Origin of the sequence: Brasilonema sp. UFV-L1 (assembly GCF_012912105.1) — a bacterium.
In the GTDB taxonomy this organism is placed as follows: domain Bacteria; phylum Cyanobacteriota; class Cyanobacteriia; order Cyanobacteriales; family Nostocaceae; genus Brasilonema.
The window spans coordinates 26,822-43,761 of sequence record NZ_QMEA01000015.1 but is presented as its reverse complement, the minus strand read 5'-3'; the positions used below and the strand labels follow the sequence as shown (position 1 = coordinate 43,761).

General features: G+C 41.4%; 19 protein-coding genes. 16 read left to right on the top strand and 3 right to left on the bottom strand.

All coding sequences use genetic code 11. The features are described 5' to 3' along the window. Window positions 1-303 precede the first annotated feature (303 nt). The 10 genes from DP117_RS07275 to DP117_RS07230 all read left to right on the top strand — a co-directional run bounded on the left by DP117_RS07275 (window position 304) and on the right by DP117_RS07230 (window position 7,600). The gene (locus tag DP117_RS07275; protein WP_169217647.1) at window positions 304-639 is read left to right on the top strand and encodes a cation:proton antiporter subunit C; all 336 of its coding nucleotides are present in this window, start codon (window positions 304-306) and stop codon (window positions 637-639) included. After that, window positions 636-2,066 (top strand): cation:proton antiporter, encoded by a 1,431-nt coding sequence (locus DP117_RS07270; RefSeq protein ID WP_169217646.1) that lies wholly within the window; start codon window positions 636-638, stop codon window positions 2,064-2,066. Before DP117_RS07275 ends, DP117_RS07270 begins: the two co-directional genes overlap by 4 nt. After that, window positions 2,063-2,452, top strand: coding sequence for a Na+/H+ antiporter subunit E (locus tag DP117_RS07265; protein ID WP_169217645.1), 390 nt, complete (start codon window positions 2,063-2,065; stop codon window positions 2,450-2,452). The genes DP117_RS07270 and DP117_RS07265 overlap by 4 nt, the downstream gene beginning before the upstream one ends. Next, window positions 2,449-2,700, top strand: a complete 252-nt coding sequence (locus tag DP117_RS07260) for a hypothetical protein (RefSeq protein ID WP_169217644.1) — start codon at window positions 2,449-2,451, stop codon at window positions 2,698-2,700. The genes DP117_RS07265 and DP117_RS07260 overlap by 4 nt, the downstream gene beginning before the upstream one ends. Next, on the top strand, window positions 2,697-2,975 hold the full coding sequence (locus DP117_RS07255; RefSeq protein WP_169217643.1) for a monovalent cation/H(+) antiporter subunit G: 279 nt from the start codon (window positions 2,697-2,699) through the stop codon (window positions 2,973-2,975). Before DP117_RS07260 ends, DP117_RS07255 begins: the two co-directional genes overlap by 4 nt. After that, window positions 2,968-3,612: a DUF4040 domain-containing protein gene (locus tag DP117_RS07250; protein ID WP_169217642.1), complete on the top strand. Its 645-nt coding sequence runs from the start codon at window positions 2,968-2,970 to the stop codon at window positions 3,610-3,612. The genes DP117_RS07255 and DP117_RS07250 overlap by 8 nt, the downstream gene beginning before the upstream one ends. Further along, complete coding sequence (locus DP117_RS07245) at window positions 3,609-4,274, top strand: Na(+)/H(+) antiporter subunit B (protein WP_169217641.1); 666 nt, start codon at window positions 3,609-3,611, stop codon at window positions 4,272-4,274. The genes DP117_RS07250 and DP117_RS07245 overlap by 4 nt, the downstream gene beginning before the upstream one ends. Window positions 4,275-4,961: 687 nt before the next feature. Next, a complete protein-coding gene (locus DP117_RS07240) occupies window positions 4,962-5,639 on the top strand; it encodes a sigma-70 family RNA polymerase sigma factor (RefSeq protein WP_169217640.1) in 678 nt (225 codons plus the stop codon). A gap of 52 nt (window positions 5,640-5,691) precedes the next feature. Beyond that, window positions 5,692-6,621 (top strand): DUF1822 family protein, encoded by a 930-nt coding sequence (locus tag DP117_RS07235; protein ID WP_169217639.1) that lies wholly within the window; start codon window positions 5,692-5,694, stop codon window positions 6,619-6,621. Window positions 6,622-6,796: 175 nt separating this feature from the next. Continuing rightward, window positions 6,797-7,600, top strand: a complete 804-nt coding sequence (locus tag DP117_RS07230) for an Rpn family recombination-promoting nuclease/putative transposase (RefSeq protein WP_169217638.1) — start codon at window positions 6,797-6,799, stop codon at window positions 7,598-7,600. Between the two features lie 180 nt (window positions 7,601-7,780). Here DP117_RS07230 and DP117_RS07225 read toward each other — a convergent pair whose 3' ends face one another. Further along, window positions 7,781-7,954: a hypothetical protein gene (locus DP117_RS07225; RefSeq protein ID WP_169217637.1), complete on the bottom strand. Its 174-nt coding sequence runs from the start codon at window positions 7,952-7,954 to the stop codon at window positions 7,781-7,783. A gap of 28 nt (window positions 7,955-7,982) precedes the next feature. Here DP117_RS07225 and DP117_RS07220 point away from each other — a divergent pair, with 28 nt between their 5' ends. The 4 genes from DP117_RS07220 to DP117_RS36040 all read left to right on the top strand — a co-directional run bounded on the left by DP117_RS07220 (window position 7,983) and on the right by DP117_RS36040 (window position 13,160). Further along, a complete protein-coding gene (locus tag DP117_RS07220; protein WP_169217636.1) occupies window positions 7,983-8,411 on the top strand; it encodes a hypothetical protein in 429 nt (142 codons plus the stop codon). Between the two features lie 110 nt (window positions 8,412-8,521). Further along, window positions 8,522-11,305, top strand: coding sequence for a CHAT domain-containing protein (locus tag DP117_RS36050; RefSeq protein WP_248277574.1), 2,784 nt, complete (start codon window positions 8,522-8,524; stop codon window positions 11,303-11,305). 3 nt (window positions 11,306-11,308) lie between these two features. Then, window positions 11,309-11,473, top strand: coding sequence for a WD40 repeat domain-containing protein (locus DP117_RS37195; protein ID WP_339381053.1), 165 nt, complete (start codon window positions 11,309-11,311; stop codon window positions 11,471-11,473). Beyond that, entirely contained in the window at window positions 11,412-13,160 is a 1,749-nt protein-coding gene (locus DP117_RS36040; protein WP_248277573.1) for a WD40 repeat domain-containing protein, read from the top strand. Before DP117_RS37195 ends, DP117_RS36040 begins: the two co-directional genes overlap by 62 nt. Before the next feature lie 327 nt (window positions 13,161-13,487). On the opposite strand, the gene DP117_RS07210 is transcribed toward DP117_RS36040, so the two are convergent. Beyond that, entirely contained in the window at window positions 13,488-13,856 is a 369-nt protein-coding gene (locus DP117_RS07210; RefSeq protein ID WP_169217635.1) for a S1C family serine protease, read from the bottom strand. Between the two features lie 360 nt (window positions 13,857-14,216). On the opposite strand from DP117_RS07210, the gene DP117_RS07205 reads away from it, so the two are divergent. Further along, window positions 14,217-14,702, top strand: a complete 486-nt coding sequence (locus DP117_RS07205) for a 2TM domain-containing protein (RefSeq protein ID WP_169217634.1) — start codon at window positions 14,217-14,219, stop codon at window positions 14,700-14,702. 169 nt (window positions 14,703-14,871) lie between these two features. Here the strand turns inward: DP117_RS07205 and DP117_RS07200 are convergent, their stop codons facing one another. Then, window positions 14,872-15,744: a methyltransferase domain-containing protein gene (locus tag DP117_RS07200; RefSeq protein WP_248277572.1), complete on the bottom strand. Its 873-nt coding sequence runs from the start codon at window positions 15,742-15,744 to the stop codon at window positions 14,872-14,874. Between the two features lie 333 nt (window positions 15,745-16,077). On the opposite strand from DP117_RS07200, the gene DP117_RS07195 reads away from it, so the two are divergent. Further along, complete coding sequence (locus tag DP117_RS07195; RefSeq protein WP_339381052.1) at window positions 16,078-16,911, top strand: polysaccharide deacetylase family protein; 834 nt, start codon at window positions 16,078-16,080, stop codon at window positions 16,909-16,911. The last annotated feature ends 29 nt before the right edge of the window (window positions 16,912-16,940 follow it).

Below are 16,940 nucleotides of genomic sequence, written 5' to 3'. Positions count from 1 at the left end.
TCGACAATTCAAAATCTGTTAAGACTTTCTTTAGTATGGCTTCGTGTGGTAGATTTACTTATAAGTTTAAATCGCGTTTTTTTACTCAGGCATAGATTTTTTTCAATAATAATATGTCAAACCCTGCAGAGTAGTGAGTTGGGACTTTAAGTAAGTACAGGTTGGCAGCGTATAGGTAAAGCGTATGTAAACAGGAGCTCTTTGTCTGTTTTCGAGCAATTCTGAACCGAATGAAAACCATACACAAATAATGTATTTTGTCAAATAAAATTACGACTAACCCTTACCCAACAGACAATTCCCGTGTTAGAAGCATGTGTATTAGCAACAATATTGTGTGGATTTTTCGGCATCATCTTTAAAAAGAACCTGGTCATGAAAATTATCTCTATGGATGTCATGAGCACAGGGGTTATCGCCTATTACGTGGTGATTGCATCGCGAGAGGGCTTGTTCACACCAATTATTTCAAGTGTCAAGAATGTCGCTTACGCCGATCCGGTTCCCCAGGCAGTCATATTGACAGGGATTGTGATTGGCTTTTCGATTCAGTCCTTAATGCTGGTCGGTGTCATGAAACTGGCACGGGATAATCCGACATTGGAATGCAACGAGATTGAGAAGAACAATACGCCATGAGTACCATTACGATCGCCTGGATTGCACTACCGTTTTTTGTGGGGTTCACCATTTACCTGCTCCCCAAGCTTGACCGATATCTCGCACTCTTGCAAGCCCTGGTTTCGGCTGCATATGCGTTACAGCTATTTGTCGTCCCGTCAGCACTGACACTACAGTTACTAGATAATTTCGGTGTCACATTATTAGTCGATCAGTTGAGCGGCTACTTTATCTTGACCAATGCGCTGGTAACGGCTGCGGTCATCCTCTACTGTTGGCACAGCGGTAAAACGGCTTATTTTTATGCCCAGACTATTATATTGCATGGCAGCGTCAATGCCGCGTTCGTCTGTTCGGACTTTGTGAGTTTATACGTGGCGTTAGAAGTCAGCGGTATTGCTGCGTTTCTCCTGATTACCCATTCGCGATCCGACCGATCAATTTGGGTTGGCTTGCGCTATCTGTTTGTCAGCAATGTGGCAATGCTTTTTTATCTGGTGGGCGCAGTGCTGGTCTATCAGGCGCATCATTCGTTTAGTTTTGCAGGTTTGGGTGTGGCACCTCCAGAAGCGCTTGCCCTCATCTTTTTAGGACTATTGACAAAAGGGGGAGTCTTTGTATCAGGATTGTGGTTACCATTGACCCACTCCGAATCGGAGACGCCAGTGTCAGCACTGCTGTCGGGAATTGTGGTCAAAGCCGGTGTCTATCCGTTGGTGCGTTGTGCTCTGATTGTAGATCATGTTGATCTGATCATCAGAGTTTTCGGAGTTGGAACCGCGCTTCTGGGAGTGTTCTATGCTGTCTTTGAAAAGGATACCAAGCGGATGCTGGCATTTCACACGGTTTCGCAGTTAGGCTTTATCCTCGCTGCACCTAAAGTAGGCGGCTTTTATGCGCTGACGCACGGCTTGGTCAAATCGGCACTCTTTCTAATTGCAGGTGCCTTACCGAGTCGCAACTTCAAGGAACTGCAACATAAGCCAATCAATACCGCGATCTGGATTGCCTTGGTGATTGCTAGTTTCTCAATATCGGGCTTTCCCATGTTGTCCGGCTTTGGGGCGAAGGTGTTGACAATGAAAAATTTGGCTTTCTGGCAAGCGATCGCCATGAACGTTGCGGCTTTAGGAACAGCAATATCGTTTGCCAAATTCATCTTTCTACCGCATGGGGGACAACCACAGGATGTAAAGCCTGGTTTCTGGACAGCGGTGATTTTCTTGATCGGTGCGCTCGTTGCGGCAAATGTTGTGTATTACGAGGCGTATAACGTTGCGAATATTATCAAACCACTTGCAACCATTGGCGTTGGATGGTTGGCGTATTTTTTGATTTTTCAACGGTCAGTATTTAAGCTGCCGCGTGTACTTGAGCAATTTGAGCATCTGATGGGTGTGATGAGTCTAATGTTGGTCCTGCTCTTTTGGATGGTATTGGCATGATTGGATATCTGAATCTGATATTACGACTGGCTATCTGGTTTCTGCTCACCGCCAATCTGAGTGTAGCAAATATCATCATTGGTGTTAGCATCGCACTTCTATTGCCGGGACGCCCCAAAACCCCAGGAGCATTAAAGGATTGGTTGCGGGCGCTGGGTGAGGTCATGGTGGCGATTCCGCAGGCGTTTGTTGAGGCATTGGAAATAATCATCCGTCCGCATAACCATGAAGATGTCGTCATGGAACGAGTCAAACCACAACGGACGCCCGGACTCATATTCCTGGATATCTTCTTGATCACCTTTACGCCCAAGACTATTGTCTTGAAATACCACGAAGACGGCTGGTACGAAGTACACCGGATTCGACGGAGGAAAAAGACATGAACCTGATACTCATTGCAATGATTTTGGCTCTACTCATACCCTTCTACGAGGCTTGGAAGGATGATGATATCTGGCAGACGATGTTGGCATTTGCAAGTATCGCCACCAAGACATCAATCATGATTCTGGTCGTATCCGTCTTGCGGGATGATTGGATGATCGGTGTTACAGGGGTAATCATCCTGAGCGTGGGTAATGCCGGATTAATGTTGTTGGCACAAATCCTTAAACGAATCAATGAAGTATGATTAACGTGCTCAGTTATACCTGTATAGGCGTCGGAATTTTCTTCTGGTTTTGGGGAACCTTTCCCTTACTCGGCAAGCGATCGGTATTATTTAAGCTGCATAGTCTTTCGGTTGCAGATACGCTTGGATCGATGAGTATCATTATCGGGCTGCTCCTGAAGAGACCCGGCGAATGGCCGCTGCTGATCCTCGGTCTCATCTCCTTGGCAATCTGGAATACAGTGCTGGGGTATGTATTGGCATACTGTTCTAGTAGTGGAGGTAACTATGAATGATAGCGATATTTATGTGATAACCGCCCTGCTGCCGTTGTCTGCGTTGATGGTGGTACTTCAGGTCAATCCATACCATGCCCTAGTCATCCAGGGAATACTGGGAGCGGTGGCGGCATTGATATATGCGATTTTGGGGGCGGCGGATGTTGCTTTGACCCAAGCATTGATGGGTACCTTGCTCGCGATTACGCTGTATGCGATCGCGGTGCGTTCATCGCTGGTCATGCGTCTTGGCGTGATCAAAGACGAGTCGATGGAGGCAGATGACGATTCTCTACGAGACGACAAAGCCGTTAACGTAGCGACTCCGGAGGAGTACCGCCGTTTTAGGCAACTGATAGATGACTTAGGAACAATTTTTGGCAAACGGTATATGCGTCTTGAGTTAGTCCCGTACACGAATACACAGGCTTTAGACAGAGCACTGATGGAGAAAGAAGTCCATGCGACCTGTGCCCGACTATCGCAATCGGAACACGATGACCAAGAGTACGCAGCGTATGGGACCGAAAAAGAATCACTACACACCGCGACCAGAGTCCGACGCATTTATGACATCATGCGAACCGAACTTTCGTCACCAGGAATAATCCTAACCTATGTAAATGTACCAGACTTAGAGGAGAAGCATCTATGAAATGGGTGTACATTGCAGCGGGGATAGCGCTGTTCGTCCAAATGCTATTCGTACCCAATCCGGAAGCGGACTCATCGCATATTTCTTCTATCGTCGAAGCGGTTGTACAAGATAGTGGGGTACCCAATGCGGTTACGGCTATCATTCTTAGGAATCGGCTGTTTGACACTATCTTTGAAGTGGTGGTATTTACGATTGCGGTAATGGGTGCCCATTTTCTGCTGGCGAATGAAAGACCGTTCTGCGCGATCTATCAGTTTACCGATCAACCCTCTATTGTTATGGCGCGTCTGGGAGCGACCATTGCTGCGTTGGTGGGTATCGAACTGGCGATTCGCGGACATCTGAGTCCGGGTGGTGGTTTTGCGGCTGGGGTGGCAGGTGGAACGGCGATTGGTCTTGTTGCGATTACCTCATCAACGGAGTGGATGCAGGCGATCTACAAGCGCTGGCACGCCGCTACATGGGAGAAGGTTTCGGTGCTTGTTTTCATTGTCCTGTCGGTTATAACGTTGGCTGGAGTAGAACTACCGCATGGAGAGTTGGGCGCACTTTTCAGCGGTGGCATTATCCCCGTGCTCAACATCTTGGTCGCAGTCAAAGTCGCGTTGGGGTCATGGGCGGTTGTTTTGATTTTTATTCATTATCGGGGATTGTTATAAGCTCAATTGAGTTGGCGGGTTAAGCGGCACACCGCGTTTGCCATTACTGGCACGCTGTTGTTTCCTTTTAACCATTGTTAATTCAACGGTGGGCGTTTCAAACAATGTTTTTTTCAACTTGAAATGTCTGCTTTTATTCTTGTTTTCCTTTTTTATCTCAGTAATTACCGCTTGTGACAGTTAGGGTGCGGAATGTGGGTTTAATTTCTCGCTTCAAGGCTGGTCTTGGGTTCGTCGAAATTCTGATAGGCGTATTGTTGGATTAATTCATGATGCTTGCTATTACAAAGAACCGCCCACGCTTGGTAAAGCATGAGCGGTTGGGAAATTTTCACGAGTTTTGCTTACGCTCGACTTTATCCATTTTGTCGAGCTAAGCTAATTTAAGAAAAGCTTGTGCAGTGTGATCAAACCCGCTTCCGTTCTCTTCGGCGGGTTTATTGATTTAGTGGGAAATTTTCACAGCGGGTTCGCTTTGTCGCTGTGTGTTGAACAGATTCATTCCAGTTCAATTAGTGTTCAGGTGTAGAACGCCAAAGCTAGGCGCAGTTTGTGTTTCTCGCTTAGTGTTCTACGGTCAACTCCTTGAGAAAACCAGTGATTAAGTTTTGCTCTCTCATTGATGAGTCGATATGTAAACTTTTGTCCCAGAATAGATATTCCCTACTGGAGCGATCGCAGCGTTAGATGACGAATGATTCCCAAGACAGAGATGATGCTCTCAACCAGGAACTACAGCAGCTAATTAACGAAGCAAAGCAGTATCCGGCTGACAGTAAAAATCCACATGACAGAGCGAAACGACGGATAGCTTTGAATAAGCTAATCAATGCTGTTCGGTGTTCTGGAAGATTGAGTAAGCAAACCCAGTGGTTAGGATTACCTAACTACGAAGATTATTATAATGAGGCATTGCAGCACACCTTCATAGAAATTTGTCAAAAAACTGAACAATATAATCCCCAATATCCTGTGATGGCATGGGTAAATAAAATTTTCAATAGTCGATTTTCTGATATTGTTAGAAAAGACCAGAAACGAGGGATAACTCTGCTTCCCAAAAATCAAAAAAAGACTTATGTGCTGTCTCTAGATGAAATTAACAGAAATTTACCCGTAGAGCATGAGATATCTGAGTCAGAGCAGCTTAAGGAAATTATAGAGAGTGACCCGGAGAATTTTTTCAGTGAGGAGTCTCTTAAAGAATATCCTCAAGCTAATTTAAAAACTATTCTGCTGCTGGTATTAGAAGGCAAGCAATGGAAAGAAATTTCTGAAGAATTAGGTGTACCAATTTCGACTGCTTCTAGTTTTTACCAGCGTCGGATGCGTAAAATTATTACTTGTTTGAATAAATATATATAGAAAATGAATTAACTGACTATTTAAACTTTGGTCAAATTTTGGAGAATTTCTTATGAATAGCATCATTAATAAACTAACCTTTAGCGTTCCTCTATCTGTTGAAGCTCATGCCATTGCTCAAGAATATAGTCAAGGCATCTCTAACACTGTGAAGCGCAAACAGGTTTATCTGAATACTTTGGCTGTGTATGCTGTAGAGAATTATCTACAGTGTATGGGATTTGCAACGGATTGGAAAGAAAGTGACAGCCGCAATAATTTAGCAACTAAATTGATGGATGTGGCTGATTTAGAAGTCAAAGGTATCGGTAAATTAGAATGCCGTTCTGTTTTGCCAAAAGCAGAAGTATGCGCGATTCCACCGGAGGTTTGGGAGGATAGAGTTGGTTATGTGGCTGTGCAATTCAATTCTTCTTTGAAAGAAGCAACAATTTTAGGTTTTACAACCCAAGCAGCGGCTGAAGTTTCTCTGAGTCAGTTGCAATCTTTGGAAGATTTTTTACTTTATCTTAGCGAACTGGAAGTGGCTAAGTCTCCAGAGGAAGAAGATTCATCAAGCTTGGTAAAAATTGGACAATGGTTAGATGGATTTGTAGATGCAGGTTGGCAGACTATTGAAAATCTTTTAAATCCTCAACAATTGGGACTGGCTTTTAAGAGTGCTGTGAGCATGACGCGGGGACAAAAAATTGATTTGGGGGTGCATCTTGATAAACTTTCTGTTGCGTTAGTGGTGAAAGTGGCTTCAGAAAGTCAGGGAGAGGTTGACATTTTAACTCAAGTATATCCGGTAGGACAAAATGTTTTACCTGAAGGGGTGAAGTTAAGTATTAGTGATGAATCAGGAGCAATAGTTTTAGAAGTCACATCTAGAGATGAAGATAATTGGATTCAATTGGAGTTTAGTGCTGAGTTGGGGGAAAAGTTTCAAATTATGGTGGTTTATGGTGAGTCGCAGGAAACGAGAGATTTTCAAGTTTAAGGCGATTATAAATCGTGGTTCTCTACCATATTTTGTGATTTTTAAATATGAATAAAACTCTTATCTTAGCTTCCTCTTATTAAGGCACTTGAGCTAAAGATGAATTAACAAATGTATAAACTGGTTATACAAAAACCATAGTAGACGTAAAACATGGCTGATATAATGCCTATCTATGTTTGATAATGTGTGTCGCTTTTTAGCAGAGTCATTCTCAGCCGATTTTGCCACCTGGCTACTCGGCGAATCTATTACACTCACCCAACTTAGCCCATCAGAATTATCCCTCGAACCGATTCGAGCGGATGCGTTAATTTTGTTGCAGTCAGATGAAATTGTTTTGCATATCGAATTCCAAACCGAAGCAAAAGCCGAAATTCCTTTTCGCATGGCTGATTATCGCTTAAGGGCGTATCGCAGATTTCCCCGCAAGCGGATGCGTCAGATTGTGATTTACCTGCAACCCACCACATCCGAATTAGTCCAGCAAACTGCTTTTGTTTTAGAAAGTACCCGTCATGAATTTGGAGTTATTCGTCTTTGGGAGCAATCTAGTGACATATTCTTAAATACTCCAGGTTTGTTACCGTTTGCAACCCTGAGTCAAACTGATGACAAAACGCGAACATTACAACAGGTTGCAGAAGCTATTGAGCAAATAAACGACACCCGAATACAAAGTAATATTGCTGCGTCAACGGCAATATTAGCTGGGCTAGTATTAAACAAGGAACTGATTAAAAGGTTATTACGGAGTGATGCTATGCGCGAGTCTGTAATTTATCAGGATATTTTGCAGGAAGAAGCACTTTCTCTAATTATGCGACAACTTCGCCGTAAAGTTGGAACTGTCCCGCCTGTACTACAATTAAAAATTCAATCTCTACCATTAACACAGGTTGAAGACTTGGGAGAAGCTTTACTTGATTTTTCGGTGTTAACCGATTTAGAAGCTTGGTTAGTGCAAAATCAAGGTTAATATGTAAGAATTCACAGAGCCAATTCAGGAGTCAGAAGAGTTAAACAATCAGGAGAAAATTTGATGAAATGAATATACCAAAAATCATAGACTCCTTAGAAATTCTGACGAATGACCTCATTGGTGCTGAATTCTTACATTAATATGATTCTTTGGGACTTCTGAGTTCAAGTCAGAAATTTACAAATCAATCAAGTCAATTGAAAAAACCTCGCTTTGCAAACAAGCTGGGTTTTTAGTTTTTATAATTTCCACAAACAGTAAACTTTTGTAACCATCTTCCCCACCTGCATAAAAACACCGAACGGGTACAGAAACACAAATAGAAGCAATCAACAAGGTTGCATCACCCATAACAAGGATTTTTACAAGGGGAAGAATTATGTTGAAAAGAATGGTAGCATCTGTGCTCACCTCAGTTGGTCTATTAAGCCTCAATGCTAACCCCACATTAGCAAGACCAGCAGATTATTTTGCAGCCCACAAAACCTATTATCCATCAACTTGCACCATTGCGTTCAACGGTGAAAAATATACCTGTGACTATACAGTGGTAGGAGCTTTCAATAATGCTACTGCCAATCTCAAACTATGCTCCAGACGCTATTGCTTTATCCTCATACTTAGCCCTACTCAACTTGCTAATGTAGCAGATGGTGAAGGTTTCTACGTGCGTAAAATTGCTTTGCAAAGAGGTAGTCGCATTATTAACCAATGGAATGTATCTATGCAATGTGGTTTCAGATCACAGGCTATGGGATGTCTAGGAGAATTTAGGAACGGTAGTGCGATCGCAATCTATGTAGATTAGGATTTTTCTTTTGTAAATTTCTGTGACAATTCCACTCAATCGCGTAAAATGTTGCCAAGCAAACCGAACTCAAAATAGAGGTTTTATGCCGAGGTAGGAGTGGTAACACCATGAAAAAGTTAGTTGTCCTCAAACTGGATGGTTCCTTCGATCAGGGGTTTCGTGTTAGTTTGGAAATTGGCGAAGATGGTTCACTTCCCGATGTTGAGCTAAGTGACAACGAATTCAGATTACCTCCGCTTGCCACCCTACCTAATATTTATCAAGACTGGTCTAAGATTTATCGTAGTCTGGATGGACACCGCATTAAACCGAAAAAAGAGCAGATTTTTCATGTTAAATTTCAATCTCTGAAACAGGAATGCCATGAAAAGGCAGAAATCATCAAGCAGAGTTTGATGAGTTGGTTACAAGCAGATTCGTTTCGTCTGATTAAAGAGCAATGTTTAACACAATTAACTCCTGGTGATGAAGTGCGAGTGATTATCCGCACGACTGAACCTCAACTGCGGAAATTACCTTGGCATTTATGGTATTTATTTGAGTCTTATCCTGATGCAGAAGTTGCTTTCAGTTCTCTTTCGTCGCAGCGTTTTCAAAGAAGCGATCGCCCGAATATCCGCATCTTAATTATTTTGGGCAATAGCGAAGGAATTAACGTTGCTGAAGATGAGAAACTCCTCAAAGAATACTGCCAAAAAGCTGAAACAGTTGTTTTAGTCGAACCAACACCTGCAGAACTCAACGCACATCTTTGGGATGACAAAGGGTGGGATATTCTCTTTTTTTCTGGGCATAGTCGCACAGAGTCAACAAAAGGCAGAATTTTTCTCAACGGCACCGATAGTTTAACTATGGATGAGTTGAGGTATGGACTGCAAACCGCCGTGAGAGGAGGTTTACAGTTAGCTTTTTTCAACTCTTGTGATGGGTTAGGAATTGCGGCTGAGTTAGAAAGTTTGCATATTCCTCAAATTATTGTGATGCGCGAACCTGTACCCGATACGGTAGCACATCAGTTTTTAAAAAACTTTTTTAAAGAGTTTACCACAGGCAAATCTCTTTATCAATCTGTTAATATAGCTCGAAAAAAATTGCAGGGTTTGGAGAAAGATTACCCTTGCGCGAGTTGGTTACCTGTCATTGTCCAGAATTTATTAGAAATGCCTCCGACTTGGCAGAATCTGGGGGCAATTTCTCACTGTCCCTATCAGGGATTAGCTGCATTCCGAGAAGAAGATGCACCTTATTTTTATGGGCGAGAAGGAGTCACACAAAAGTTAGTTGTTGCTGTTAAGCAAAAGCATTTAGTAGCAGTGGTTGGTGCTTCTGGAAGTGGTAAATCTTCAGTGGTGTTTGCTGGATTAGTTCCACAATTAAAGCGAGATAAAAAGCATGATTGGTTGATTGTTTCGTTTCGCCCTGGTAATAACCCTTCGGAATCTTTAGCGATCGCTCTTTATCGAAAACTAGAGAATGGGAAAGAAGCAACAGGGGATGAGGTGAAGTTCTCCCACTCTCCCACTCTCCCACTCTCCCTGCCCCCTGCTCCCTTTCCTCTTCCTAATCCCCGTTTGGTAGAATTAGAACTGGAAGTGGAGTTAAAAGAGAGCGCTTACGCTTTACAAAACTTCATTGAATCTATCACGACAGCTTCACCCAAATCTCACCTAGTTGTCATTGCTGATCAATTTGAAGAACTCTACACCCTTTGTCACGATACCAAAGAACGCAAAATCTTTTTAGATAATCTCCTGAATGCAGTTGAGAACGTTCCGCGTTTTACTTTGGTTTTAACCTTACGGGCAGACTTTTTTGGAGAGGTTTTATCTTACCGTCCTTTTGCAGATGCATTGCAGGATGCTCAATTAAACTTGAGTCCCATGAATACTCAAGAATTAGCAGCAGCGATAGAAAAACCAGCTCATAGCTTCAACGTCCAGTTAGAACCAGGATTAACCCAACGTTTGATTGATGCGGTGTTGCACTCTCCCAATCACTTACCCTTGCTCGAATTTACCTTAACTCAATTGTGGCACAAACAACGGCACGGATGGCTAACTCATCAAGCTTACACAGACATCGGTGGCGTTGAAACCGCTTTAGCAAATCATGCAGAAGCAATATATGCTCAACTGAGTGTAACAGATAAGGAAAGGGTGCAACAGATATTTATTCAGTTAGTACAACCCATAATACAACCCATAGAAATAAGCGCAGATATCCGCCGTTTAGCAACTCGTGAGGAAGTAGGAGAAGACAACTGGGAGATTGTTGCAAGGTTAGCAGATGCACGATTAGTGGTAACAAACCGCCATGAAATCACCAAAATCGAAACTGTTGAAATTATCCATGAGGCGTTAATTAACAACTGGCGAAGATTGAAACAATGGATGAGAGTAGATGGAGAGTTTCGCCTTTGGCAAGAGCAACTCAGGGCAGCAATACGACAATGGGAAAATAGCGATCAAGATGCAGGCGCATTGTTGCGAGGTAAACCTTTAATAGATGCTGAAGAATGGTTACTGTACCGCTCAAATCAAATGAGTGCTACTGAACAAACTTTTATTAATTTGAGTTTGGAATTACGAGAGAGAGATGAACAAGAGAAAAATGCTGATCGCCAAAGGATTTTTATCGGATTAACTGGTGGTTTAGTGGTATCACTGCTCTTAACTAGCGTCGCTTTATTGCAATGGCAGCAAGCAGAATCCCAACGACAACAAGCTCAAGTGAGTGAGTTAAAATCTCTCAACCTTTCTGCTAAAGTGCTATTGAACTCAGGAAATGAAGTTGAAAGTTTAGTTTCTCTGATTCCAGTCATCAAAAAATTACAGCAATTACAATCTTTAGACTTTAAAACAAAAACCAGTCTCTTAACATCTACCCTATAAAGTATAAATCAGATTCGAGAGTACAATAGCTTCAAAGGGCATGAAGGCTCTGTTACCAGCGTCAGCTTTAGTCCTAATGGTCAGATTTTAGCCTCAAGCAGTCAAGATGGAACGATTAAAATTTGGCAAAAAAAATGGCAGACTACTGCAAACCTTAAAAGGATATAAAGATGGTGTTTTCAAGGTTATTTTCAGTCTAGATGGTCAAATTCTGACGACTGCCAGTTTTGACAACACCGTCAGTTTATGGCGATATAATTCTACAACTGGTTTATTTGGAGAGCATCCTTTTTTAACATTATCAGATAAGGATGGAATTTGGGCAGTTGCCTTAAGTCCCGATAGCAAAATTCTTGCCACTGCAAGCCAAAATGGTCAAGTCAAATTATGGACGCTGGATGGTAAACTTATCAAAACAATTCCAGCCCATAGCCAAAGAATCTGGAGTGTCAGTTTTAGTCCAGATGGTAAAGCGATCGCCACTGCAAGTGCTGATAAAACAGTTAAACTCTGGAATCTTGAGGGGAAGGTTTTAAAAACCTTACAAGGTCATAGTGATGAGGTTTTAAGTGTTGATATTAGCCCAGATGGTACAATTCTTGCATCTGCTAGTAAAGATAAAACTGTCAAACTCTGGAATTTAGCAGGTCAATTATTGCATACCTTTGAAGGTCATACAGATGAAGTTTTAGATGTGCGTTTTAGTCCAGATGGTAAAGCGATCGCTTCTGCGAGTGCAGATGATTCGGTAAAAGTTTGGAGTGTAGAGAAAAAGAAAGAACTTTATACTTTTAAAGGACATGGAGGTAAAGCATCTGAAGTGAGTTTTAGTCCAGATGGGAAAGCGATCGCCACTGCAAGTGCTAATCGAACAGTCAAACTTTGGCATTTGGAAGGCATTTTACCCACTTTCTCAGGCAATAGTGTGAGTATTAGCCCAGATAGCAAAACTATTGCAGTTGGCAATCAACAAGGAATTGTCACCCTACGACAGCGCGATGGAAGTTTGCTGCAAAGCTTTCATGCACATGAGGGAGAAATTATCAAGGTACTTTTTCATCCAACTGGTAAAAATATTGTCACTATCGGTAAAGATAATCAAATTAAACTGTGGGATTTGTCAGGAAACTTATTAAGAAGTTGGCAAGGACATGAGAGAATTAATAATAGTATTTTTAACCCTATTCAAGATGTAAGTTTCAGTCCAGACGGTAAAACTCTGGCAACTCTTGGGAGAATTGATAAACAAGTTAAACTTTGGAATCTAGAGGGAAGCTTATTAAACAACTGGCAGACTCATGATGATTTGTTGACAAGTATTAACTTTAGTCCAGATGGTAAAACCTTGGCGACTGCTGGAGACAAAACAGTAAAGCTGTGGAACATGGAGGGAAAATTATTACAAACTCTATCAGGACATCAAGATAATATTGCATCTGTCAGCTTTAGTCCAGATGGAAAAATTATTGCGACTGCAAGTGCTGATAAAACAGTCAAACTTTGGCATAGTGATAGTGGGAAATTATTGCGAACCTTACACCATAACGAAAGCGTTTCTAGTGTTAACTTTAGCCCTGATAGCCAAATACTGCTTTCAGCGAGTGCAGATAAAATCAATCTGTGGGATTTGGATGGAAAACGACTTTATACCCTTCAAGGACATCAAGGTAATATTTCAGATGTTCATTTTAGTTCAGATGGGAATATCATTGCTTCAGTAGATATCAATAATATAGTTTTATGGAATTTGGATATCAATGATTTACAAAAGCGTAGTTGTCAATGGTTAGATGACTACTTGAGAAATAACCCCAGTTTAAGTGAAAATGAACATAAATTATGTGAACGTAAATAAGTAAGTGTATACATCTCGCTTTTAACCTCACCCTCGCTTTTAGCTGAGCTAAAATCTTTCCCTCTCCGCGAGTTCCCAGAGGGATGCCCGATAGGGCAGGGTGAGGTTTTGCACCGAATGAGTGGGTAATTAGCTGAGCTAAAATCTTTCCCTCTCCGCGAGTTCCCAGAGGGATGCCCGATAGGGCAGGGTGAGGTTTTGCACCGAATGAGTGGGTAATTCAAGAACTTGTATATACACCGTAGCTTAGCAAGGGGAGGGATGTACTCCATTTAAATGCAAAGCGCTGTATTTTTACAAAGCGAATTGCTAACAGGTAATTAGGGATTAGGCAAAGTTCATACCAGTGTTTAGTTGTCCAATCCCTGATGTATTCACTCCAATCACTTGACCTTGTACATTGAGAAGCGGACCTCCTGAATTACCACCCATAATCACTGCATCATGTTGAATCTCGCCATTTGCCTTGTCGATACGAGTGATATGACCTTGGGTAAAGGTATCCTTAAAGTTGGCATCAATAGGAGTCCCAAGAGCAAAAACGCGATCGCCTACTTTCGCAGAACCAGCAGTAGCTAAAGGAAGTGTACGCAACTTACCCTGAGTGTGAATTTTCAGAACTGCTAAATCTAAGCCGCCCTTGCCAAAACCCCGCACATCAGCAGGAACTTTTCGCCTATGCCTGCGGCACGGCACTCAGGTACACGGTTGATTATTTGCGTTTCTGCGCCGTCGCCAGTTCTACCGCGTCCGCGCTTTTTGGGTGTTGGGTTGTCGTTGCGTGAATTTTCCGCAGGATAAATCTTCTTCTAGGACTAGGCGCACGACTTCCGCTCAATTGGGTAAGGTTATGATGGATCGCTTCATTTCCTTGGACACTCTAAAAGCAATCTGCACAGCGTAGGTTTCTGTTCGTCCAAAGCTGTTGTATGGTTCATCTCGTTTTTCTCATTTACTTCTGTTGATGGGATCAGCAAGTATGGCGGGGTCAATTTTTTTTGTTAGATTCATAAATATAGATATGGTAAGTGTGAAATTTTCACAGTCATTTTAATTATGTCTACAAGAACCTATACACAAGAAGATATACAGCAAATTCTCAATCTGGCGATCGCACGTCAAGCAGACGACAAAGACAAAGAATTTTCCTACGAGCAACTGCTGGAAATTGCGACAGAATTAGAAATCTCCACAGATACACTCAAACAAGCAGAACGAGACTGGCTAGAACAACAAGGAGAAATGCTACAACGTCAAGCGTTTAACGCTCAACGTCAGGGTAGATTCAAGAAACGTTTTGGCAATTATGCAATTGTCAATGTCTTTTTGTTGTCTATGGATCTTATTGGTGGTGCAGGTCTTTCCTGGTCATTGTACATTTTACTTTGTTGTGGGTTTGCAGTTGGTCTTGATGCTTGGAATACTTTTCAAACCAAAGGCGAAGAATACGAACTCGCTTTCGAGAGATGGCGTCGCAAGCATCAGGTGAAAAAATTCTTTAACACAGTCGTGAACAAATGGCTTAAGGCGTGGCAGATTTAGTCAAAATCAATGAACAATGAACAATGAACAATTATCAATTACCACCAAACTTCACCAATCAATGAACAATGAACAATAAACAGTTATCAATAAACAATGAGCAAATCGATAATTGATAACTTTCTACTGTGTAGTGATTTCGTTGATGAGTGATGCTGTCTACTTCTATTCAATCTCCTTTACGACCGAATGCAAAAAAGGAGGTACCATCGTTCCAAATTCCATGCTCTGTCACTAATGCCTCCAATTGTGCATCAAATTCAGCCTTGATATGTTCTAGTTGCTCTGATGAAAGCTGGAACAGAGTGTTAGAGAATTTGGGGGCTGGATAGGAACTTATAGTCCACCTTTGCTTTGCCTCCTCTAAACTAATATAGTTACCATACTGCTCGGTTTTAATTTCAATCGATTTAAAGCCAGCTCTTTCAAGCAGGTTGTGACATTTTTCAACTGTACCTGTTGGTTCGCTCAACTGTTGTAAAACACCATACTTTTCAAAAATTTTCTGCCAAATCACAACTCCAACTAAAGCTGTATCCGCAAGCGCGTGAAAACCAACTAGCCCATTCGGTTTGAGAAATCGCATCCATTGGCGTAATGTCGCTTCCATATCTGACATCAAAGGAAATGCATTCGCGCACAAAATTCTGTCAAAACTGTTGCTTGGAAAATTTAGTGCTTCAGCATCCGCCAGCTGAAGTTCAACATTGCTCAGATTCAACGCCTCAACCTTACGCCTAGCAACAGAGAGCATCTGTGTTGAAATATCCACCCCAACAATTCTACCAGAAGCTCTAACTCTCTGAGCCGCTTCAATTGCAACATGACCTGTTCCAGTTGCAATATCCAAAACGTCATATCCAGGGTTGATTTGTGCGTATTCAACCAGACGATGAGCAATCCTCAAATGCCATTCGCTTTCATCGTAGTTGTGACTTCTACGATTATACACATCCGCTATTTGCTGCTTGTAGTCATTTAACTCAAGTTGTTTAGTCATCAGAGATTTAAGATGCAACTGTTTTTTAAAACCTAGACTCATGATAAATGCTTTCAGCAAACGCGACACCTCGGTCATACTGTAATACAATAGACCTGCCTTGAAAATCTACTTTTATCCTTGCTTGTGAGCTTTAGCTGATGAAGTCTCTGACAAAAGTTAATTTTTTTGAACATAAGATTACAGATAGACACAAATAAATTATCTATATTTATCTGCACGGCAGTTGCACCGACTTTCAGAAAACCCGGTGTTAGCACCAGCCTTGTCTATCTGCAGTTCCAAATCCACAAAGCTGACTATATCTACCATCAAATCAATCGAACGAAATTCATCAAAGTGAATCAAATCAATAAAAATTTTTCTTTCCGTTTCATCCTCACACTTATCATTATTATTTCTGTTCTCAATTTACTCGCTAATGAGCCTGTCATTCCTATTTTGGGATTTCATGGCATCGTTAATTCTAAGACTCCTACTTCGCAATTGCTAGAAATGCACTACCCACAACAAGATTTAGAAAAAAGTTTAGAATATTTAGTCCGTCATAATTATTGGTTTTTAACAACTCAAGACTTGTATGATTTTTTCTTAACAAAATCTCAAAAAATCCCCAAGGAGTATTCAAATCAGAAGCCAATCATGATTTCATTTGATGACGGATATAAAACAGTAGACACGAACTTACTACCCATTTTGTCTAAGCTTGAACAGAAATATGGAAAAAAAATAAAAGTTGTCTTGTTTATCAACCCAGGCATTATGGAACGAAAAGGAATTACCTCTTCAACTCACTTAGGATGCCAGGACTTGAGGAAAGGTTTGAAAAAAGGTTTTTATGACATTCAATCTCATGGATTAAATCATAAAGACTTAACAACACTCACTCGTAAAGAATTAGTTAAAGAACTCCAGCAAGCCCAGATTAAGTTGAGACAATGTACCCAAGATTTAGATCCACAAAAAAAAGTTGCTTCTCATATAGCTTATCCTTATGGAGCTTCTAATAAACAGGTGCAACACTATGCATCGAAATACTATTTATCCAGCTATTTATACAATAACAGGATATTAAAGTACGGATGCTTGAAAAACTACTACGAAATTCCTCGTATACCAATTAACAGAAAAATTTCATTTCACCAAGCACTAGATATAGCTGAAGGATTTCATCAAATCAAAAGTCAAGATAAATGTGATGAAAAATAGAAGAAAATTGGTATGACAGCTAAAACATA

What these genes read in the sequence shown, in the direction of transcription:
- DP117_RS07270 (WP_169217646.1), top strand. Translation starts at nt 636, where the DNA reads ATGAGTACCATTACGATCGCCTGGATTGCACTACCGTTTTTTGTGGGG.
- DP117_RS07230 (WP_169217638.1), top strand. Translation starts at nt 6,797, where the DNA reads ATGTTTGATAATGTGTGTCGCTTTTTAGCAGAGTCATTCTCAGCCGAT.
- DP117_RS07205 (WP_169217634.1), top strand. Translation starts at nt 14,217, where the DNA reads ATGTCTACAAGAACCTATACACAAGAAGATATACAGCAAATTCTCAAT.
- DP117_RS07260 (WP_169217644.1), top strand. Translation starts at nt 2,449, where the DNA reads ATGAACCTGATACTCATTGCAATGATTTTGGCTCTACTCATACCCTTC.
- DP117_RS07225 (WP_169217637.1), bottom strand. Translation starts at nt 7,954, where the DNA reads ATGGGTGATGCAACCTTGTTGATTGCTTCTATTTGTGTTTCTGTACCC.
- DP117_RS07235 (WP_169217639.1), top strand. Translation starts at nt 5,692, where the DNA reads ATGAATAGCATCATTAATAAACTAACCTTTAGCGTTCCTCTATCTGTT.
- DP117_RS36040 (WP_248277573.1), top strand. Translation starts at nt 11,412, where the DNA reads ATGGAACGATTAAAATTTGGCAAAAAAAATGGCAGACTACTGCAAACC.
- DP117_RS07245 (WP_169217641.1), top strand. Translation starts at nt 3,609, where the DNA reads ATGAAATGGGTGTACATTGCAGCGGGGATAGCGCTGTTCGTCCAAATG.
- DP117_RS36050 (WP_248277574.1), top strand. Translation starts at nt 8,522, where the DNA reads ATGAAAAAGTTAGTTGTCCTCAAACTGGATGGTTCCTTCGATCAGGGG.
- DP117_RS07250 (WP_169217642.1), top strand. Translation starts at nt 2,968, where the DNA reads ATGAATGATAGCGATATTTATGTGATAACCGCCCTGCTGCCGTTGTCT.
- DP117_RS07240 (WP_169217640.1), top strand. Translation starts at nt 4,962, where the DNA reads ATGACGAATGATTCCCAAGACAGAGATGATGCTCTCAACCAGGAACTA.
- DP117_RS07200 (WP_248277572.1), bottom strand. Translation starts at nt 15,744, where the DNA reads ATGAGTCTAGGTTTTAAAAAACAGTTGCATCTTAAATCTCTGATGACT.
- DP117_RS07265 (WP_169217645.1), top strand. Translation starts at nt 2,063, where the DNA reads ATGATTGGATATCTGAATCTGATATTACGACTGGCTATCTGGTTTCTG.
- DP117_RS07220 (WP_169217636.1), top strand. Translation starts at nt 7,983, where the DNA reads ATGTTGAAAAGAATGGTAGCATCTGTGCTCACCTCAGTTGGTCTATTA.
- DP117_RS07255 (WP_169217643.1), top strand. Translation starts at nt 2,697, where the DNA reads ATGATTAACGTGCTCAGTTATACCTGTATAGGCGTCGGAATTTTCTTC.